We start from the raw sequence: 6,000 nt of genomic DNA, 5'->3' as shown, positions 1-6,000 counted from the left end.
CGCGCCACCGGTGATCCGGGCACCCCTTGCTCGAGCTACAGCCAGTCCATGCGCTTGAGCAGGGCCAGCAGGGCGGCGGTGGTGGTGGCCATCAGGGCGATGGCCAGCCAGCCGCCGAGGGGGTGGTCGGCCCAGGGGAGGCCGTGCAGGTTCATGCCATAGATGCCGGAGATGGTCAGGACGGGCAGGGCGATGGTGCCCAGGATGGTCAGAACTTTCATCACCTGATTGGTGCGCTGCGCCTGCGAGGAGAGATAGATCTCCATCGCCCCGCTGAGCAGATCGCGCTGGACTTCGACCGTGTCCAGATTGCGCGCCACGTGGTCGTAGATGTCGCGCAGGAAGGGCCACAGATCGCGGCCAATTAAATCGCTTTCGGTGTGTTGCAGGTGCAGGGCGACGTCGCGGGTGTTGGCCAGCACGCGGCGCAGCTCGATCAGGCTGCGCTTGGCTCCGAAGATGCGGTCCAGCGCGCCGGGCGAGGGGTCTTGCAGAACCTCTTCATCGAGAGAATCGCTTAGGTCATAGAAAAAATCGAGGGCGGGCAGGTAGGCATCCACCACGCCGTCGGCGATGCGGTAGAAAAGCTGATCGGGGCGCGATGCAGAATCTCCGGCGGGAACGTGATGCGGACGCAGCGCCAGGCTGGGGTCAGGCTGCTGCCCGTGAAGGGAACTTGGCCGGCCTGCGGCGCTGTGCAACTGATCGAGTAGCGTGCGTACCGGCTGGCACGCCGACTCCTGCACGGTGATCAGAAAATCGGGACCAACGAATAGATCGAGATCGGAGAACTCCAACTCCCCCTGCGCGCCGATCTCGACGGGCTTCAGCACGACGAATAAATAGCCGGGCTGCTCTTCGAGTTTGGCATTCTGCCCGCCGTGACGGCAGTCTTCAATGTGTAGAGAGTGCAAACCGTAGCGCTCGGCCAGCCGGTCCAGCTCCGGGTCGTTCGGGTCGCAGATGTCATGCCATTCCATAGTCGGCTATTCCCTGGCGATCCTCTCAGCAAATGCTCGCGTCAGTATAACCCAGCCACGGACGGACCGTTGCCTGGGAACGAAATTAGGACAACTTGGAGATGGTAAATATGGTCTAAGATATTGATGCCCCGCGCGCACCATCGGCAAACTGCATCCAGCCGATTGTTGTCGGGTCCGAAGGAGCGAACCAATGAGCGAACCAATGTCCCGACTCACCCGGAATCATCTTCGCCTGAATCCACCCCCGCAGGGCGAATCCGCCGGACGCGCGGCGGTGGCGGTCTTCATGGCCGGCGTGATGCTGCTGACCACCGCGCTGCCCGCCGAGGCGCGGGTAAACATCAAGCCGGGATACAACTCCTTTTCGCCGGACCAGGATATCGAGATGGGTCGCGAGGCAATCAAGGAAATCGAGAAGGAAATCGAGCTGGTCAATAATGCCGAGTTGAATGATTACATCAATCGGCTGGGACGCAAGCTGGTGGGCTTCGCTCCAGGACACAAGTTTCCATACACCTTCAAGCTGGTCAACAACAAAGAGCTGAACGCCTTCGCGCTGCCCGGCGGACCCATCTACATTCACACCGCCATCATCGCCGCCGCCAACGAAGCGCAACTGGCGGGCGTGATGGCTCACGAAATTTCGCACGTGGCCATACGGCACTCCACCAATCAGGCGTCCAAAGCCATGCTGGCGCAGGCGCCGCTGGCCATCCTCGGCGGCGTGCTCTCCGGCGGTGGAGTCGGCGGACAATTGGCGGCGATGGGCATTGGCTTCGGGCTGCAGTCCACGTTTCTGAAATTCTCACGGGGCGCCGAGAAGCAGGCCGATGAGCAAGGCGCGCAGATTCTCTACGATGCCGGGTACGACCCGAAAGCGATGGCCGACTTCTTCGCGGTGCTCGAACAGCAAGGCGGGCGCGGCGGCCCGGAGTTTTTCGCGAGCCACCCCAATCCGGGCAACCGCAAAAACGATGTGGCCAAGTTGGTTCCTTCACTGGGAGCAGCGAAGCAATTTGCGTCCGACAGCCCGGAGTTCGCAACCATCAAAGCGCGGGTGGGTGGACTGCCCGCTCCGGCGGTTCGCCCGCCCACCGCTCCCGCGGCCAATACCAACGGAGCGCGGCCCGGCGCGCCCTCCAAAAAGCTGCGCGCGCTGAACACGGAACAGTTCAATCTGCAGTATCCCGATAATTGGCAAGTCTATGGTGAAGGAACGTCGACCATCACGCTGCTGCCTCCGGAAGGCGTGGTGCAGGCCGGCCCCAACTCGCAGCCGGCACTGGCTTACGGCGCGCTCATCAGCATCTTTGAGGCTACTCCCGAGGCCGGGCGTCGTCTGACTCTGGAAGCCGCCACGGGGCAGTTGGTGCGCGATCTGCAAAAGAGCAACGCCGACTTGAAAGTGGTCGGCAAGCCGCGCACGTTCCGCGGCAATGACAATCAGGAGATGATGTCGGTGAGCGCAACAGGCCGTTCGCCGCTACAAGGGGAAAATGAATCAAACTTGATCGTTACCTCCTTCCGCCCGGAAGGCCTTTGGTACGTGGTCTTCATCGCGCCGGAATCGGATTACAAAGCCTGGGAGCCGAGCTTCCAACAGATGCTCAGTTCGCTGCGCTTCCCGCGCTAGCGCGGCGAACAGGTCTTTTGCAAACCGAGCCGCGTTGGGACATCCGGGACACCCCGGCTCTGTTTGCCTCCTCCCCACGCTAGTAACCTATACATTACACGCGGAAGATCGGGGTCTAATGGGCCTTGGCGGGATGTTGCAGTAGCATTATCTTCGTGTTTGACTAGCGGGATACTCTACTTGTGTTTCTAGTGAGAAATCAGGCCTTGGGACAAAATTCGTGGCCACTTCGAGGGAGAAAGCAATGCGCAACCCATCATGGTTGAGTGCGGTTTTGGCGGCAATACTATTCGTAGGCGTGGCCCAAGCTCAGAGCGGGCCTAACGTCGGTAGCGGCGGGGTGCTGAACGCAGCCAGCCTGGCCTCCGACCCCACGAATGTGGCGGCGCCCGGAAGCATCATTACGATATTTGGTCAGGGCCTGGGCAACACCACGGCTTAGGCGGGCAGTTTCCCGCTGCCGACGGTGATCGGCAACTCGGCCGTGCTGCTCGGTGATAGCTTTATCCCACTGCTGTTTGTCTCTCCCAATCAGATCAACGCGCAAGTACCTTTCGAGACTCCCACGAATGGCCCGTCCCAAATGACGGTCTGGGTGGGAGGGCAGCCGAGCGCAACGGTATTCGTTACCGTTCGACCGACAGCGCCTGGCGTGTTCACGGCCAACTCTTCCGGTGGCGGGGCGGCCTTGGTTTTCAACACAGCCAACAGACTGATCAACAGCACCAATCCGGCGCAGATCGGTCAGGAGATACAGGTACTGACGACCGGCCTGGGAGCCACGATCTCCGCAGGCGGAGTCGCGCTGGTAACCGGTGGACCGGGCGGCGATCAGCCGACGCTGTTCGTCCCCACAGCCAGCATCGGCGGCACCCCGGCAGCTGTGGTATCCGCCCGCGCGGTAAGCGGACAAGTGGGACAATACATGGTTCGCATGATTGTTCCTGATGTTCCCGTAGGAGACCATGTGGTCAGCATCACTTCCGATGGGCGGTCCTCACGCGCCTCCACCACGGTTCGCGTCGGCCTCTCCGAGACCAGCAGCCCCATCAGTCCGTTGATCTTTACTGGGCAAGTTTTGAATGGCGCCAGCTTGGCTTTGTCTCCGGACAGGACCGCCGCGCCGGGCAGCATTATTTCCATCTTCGGCAGCAATCTGGCTTCGGGCTCCGCCGTGAGCGCAGGCGCTCCGCTTCCCCGGCAGCTTCTAGGCACCTCGGTAACCATTGGAAATATACCGGCTCCCTTGCTGTTGGTTTCGAGCGGTCAGATTAACGCTCAGGTGCCGTTTGAAATTCAACCCGGCTCGTCCGTGAATATTGTGGTGCGGACCGAGAACGGAATCAGCAGGGCCGAGCCTTTGCAAGTGGTGACGGCTGCCCCGGGAATTTATACCGTGGACGGCGGAGGAGCAGGTTCAGTGCTGGCATTTCACGCCAATGGAACCCTCGTGGGTGAGGCATTTCCCGCACTTCCTGGTGAGGCGATCAGCATCCTGGTAAACGGCATGGGAGCGACACTTACTTCCGCTACCGCTGGCACTCTGGCCTCCGGCGAGAACGGTGGCGGACAGACAACGATCGTTTCCGCTAGCGTTTCCATCGGCGGTTCAGTGGCCCGCGTCCTCTCCTCGGTAGCCGAGATTGGCGCAGTGGGACGGTACCGGATTACGGTCTCCGTGCCGGATCTGAATGCCGGTGAAAAAGCCGTGGTGGTCTCGGCGGCGGGTAAGTCGAGTCAGTCCGCAGGGTTGAGCGTAGGCTTCCTGTTCCCCCAACCTCCGACTTTCTTCCAGGCCAATTTGGCGGGAAGTTATGTCGCCAGCTTCGGCTTGAAGGTCAAGTCGCCCAATCCGGCGGCGGCGGGCGAGGAAATTGAAGAGATCGCATTCTTCAACCAGTTGGTGGGAGGCGCGGGTTGCACCATCGCCATCGCCGGCTCGGTTGGACCGACCTACTCCGGGCAGGTTCATTGCCAGGATTACTCCAATCCAGCCAGCCTGATCGCCATTCTCATGGCTTTCAAAGACGGACAGTTCGTGGATAACAAACTGATCTTCACCATCAGGCAGCCGGCTGGCGTCAACCAATTCTTCTATGTAGGCAGCGGCGCTTCCCCGACTCGCACGGTAACGGCTACCATCGCCGCACCCATCACGGGCGGAGCGGTCAGCATTGATTTCAAGCGTCCGGATTTTGCGGTGGGCGATTCCATCGTGGGAACCATCCACGCGACCATTGCTGTCGGAGGAAGCGGGACCACCCCGGCCCAGTCCGTGCAGTTGGGCGGCAGTTTCGTGACCACCATTACAAACGTTCGGCGGTAATTGTACGCCAGCGGTTGGCCCCCCGTGCGGGCCAATTTTGACGAAGCAGAATACCAGCCGCGGTGCGGGTCATCGCACAACCGGATTTACCGGCATACGCGAGGCCTGCGGACAGTAACCGAATTTTGACGATATCCTTAGGAGGATCGACCCATGCGTAAGATGTTGTTAACCGCAGTACTGCTCATGCTATTGCCCGCTGTTGGCCCCGCTGTTGGGAAGGCCCAGTCCGTGCCCAAGGGCGAGGTCTTCGGTGGCTACGCCTACTCGCGCAGTGAAGGCGTCAATTTCAATGGCTGGAACGTGAACGTAGCCGGAAACCTCAATGAGCACCTGGGCATCGTTGTCGAGGCCGCGGGTGGGTACGGGAAGGAATCCTTTTCAACGGTTCTTGGCGATACGGATATCGATACCAGCGTGCATACCGTTCTGATTGGCCCACGCATCACGGACCGCTCCACCAAGATGTTCACTCCGTTTGTCCACGTGCTGATGGGTTATGCGCGCATTAACGAAGAGATCGCCAACGTGGGTACTGCCGCCACCTCATTCCAGTTTTCCGGTGGAGTGAATGGTTTCGGCCTGGTGGCCGGCGGCGGCGTGGACATCGGCAACGAAGGCAAGTTTACTTACCGCTTGATTCAGTTCGATTACTTCCTGCTGCGTGGCCAGGAATCCAGAAAGGTGCAGGGCGCGCGCATCTCCACTGGATTTGTTCTGCGTCTAGGCGAGCGTGCTCAGTAAGTTTTCTCTGTCATCCATGAATTGCTTCCCAAACGCCCCGCCCCGCGGGGCGTTTTTATTTGGCCCACCGCCATCCCCGGTCATCCGCCTGCCATCCTGAGCGCAGTGAAGAATCTGCTTTTGTTATTCGGTGGAGTGAACAAGTTCCGCGCCCGCCGTGCCCCACTTTGCACACGGCTTCCCTCCACGCAAACTTTTCTTGACACGCTCCGCCGTCCGACATTACGATGCAGTCACACAGGAAAGGAGGTGGTCCGTGTTGACAGAAGACAAAAGACCTAGTGAGGTGGCTGAGGCTTAGGCGCTCGGCTCTT

Annotated in this window: 5 protein-coding genes; 4 read left to right on the top strand and 1 reads right to left on the bottom strand. The window is 60.4% G+C overall.

What is annotated here, in order from left to right; translation table 11 throughout:
- Nucleotides 1-35: 35 nt before the first annotated feature.
- On the bottom strand, nucleotides 36-980 hold the full coding sequence (locus tag EXQ56_07985) for a magnesium transporter CorA (protein ID MSO20391.1): 945 nt from the start codon (nucleotides 978-980) through the stop codon (nucleotides 36-38).
- Between the two features lie 193 nt (nucleotides 981-1,173).
- Here EXQ56_07985 and EXQ56_07980 point away from each other — a divergent pair, with 193 nt between their 5' ends.
- The 4 genes from EXQ56_07980 to EXQ56_07965 all read left to right on the top strand — a co-directional run bounded on the left by EXQ56_07980 (nucleotide 1,174) and on the right by EXQ56_07965 (nucleotide 5,686).
- On the top strand, nucleotides 1,174-2,616 hold the full coding sequence (locus EXQ56_07980; GenBank protein MSO20390.1) for a hypothetical protein: 1,443 nt from the start codon (nucleotides 1,174-1,176) through the stop codon (nucleotides 2,614-2,616).
- Between the two features lie 244 nt (nucleotides 2,617-2,860).
- Nucleotides 2,861-3,058 carry a hypothetical protein gene (locus EXQ56_07975; protein ID MSO20389.1) on the top strand — a complete coding sequence of 66 codons (198 nt, stop codon included), beginning with the start codon at nucleotides 2,861-2,863 and terminating at the stop codon, nucleotides 3,056-3,058.
- A 24-nt stretch (nucleotides 3,059-3,082) separates the two neighbouring features.
- Nucleotides 3,083-4,942, top strand: coding sequence for a hypothetical protein (locus EXQ56_07970; GenBank protein ID MSO20388.1), 1,860 nt, complete (start codon nucleotides 3,083-3,085; stop codon nucleotides 4,940-4,942).
- Nucleotides 4,943-5,095: 153 nt separating this feature from the next.
- The gene (locus EXQ56_07965; protein MSO20387.1) at nucleotides 5,096-5,686 is read left to right on the top strand and encodes a hypothetical protein; all 591 of its coding nucleotides are present in this window, start codon (nucleotides 5,096-5,098) and stop codon (nucleotides 5,684-5,686) included.
- The last annotated feature ends 314 nt before the right edge of the window (nucleotides 5,687-6,000 follow it).

This window comes from Acidobacteriota bacterium (assembly GCA_009691245.1).
In the GTDB taxonomy this organism is placed as follows: domain Bacteria; phylum Acidobacteriota; class Terriglobia; order 2-12-FULL-54-10; family 2-12-FULL-54-10; genus SHUM01.
The sequence above is the reverse complement of the archived record's forward strand: the minus strand, read 5'-3'. Positions and strand labels throughout refer to the sequence as shown.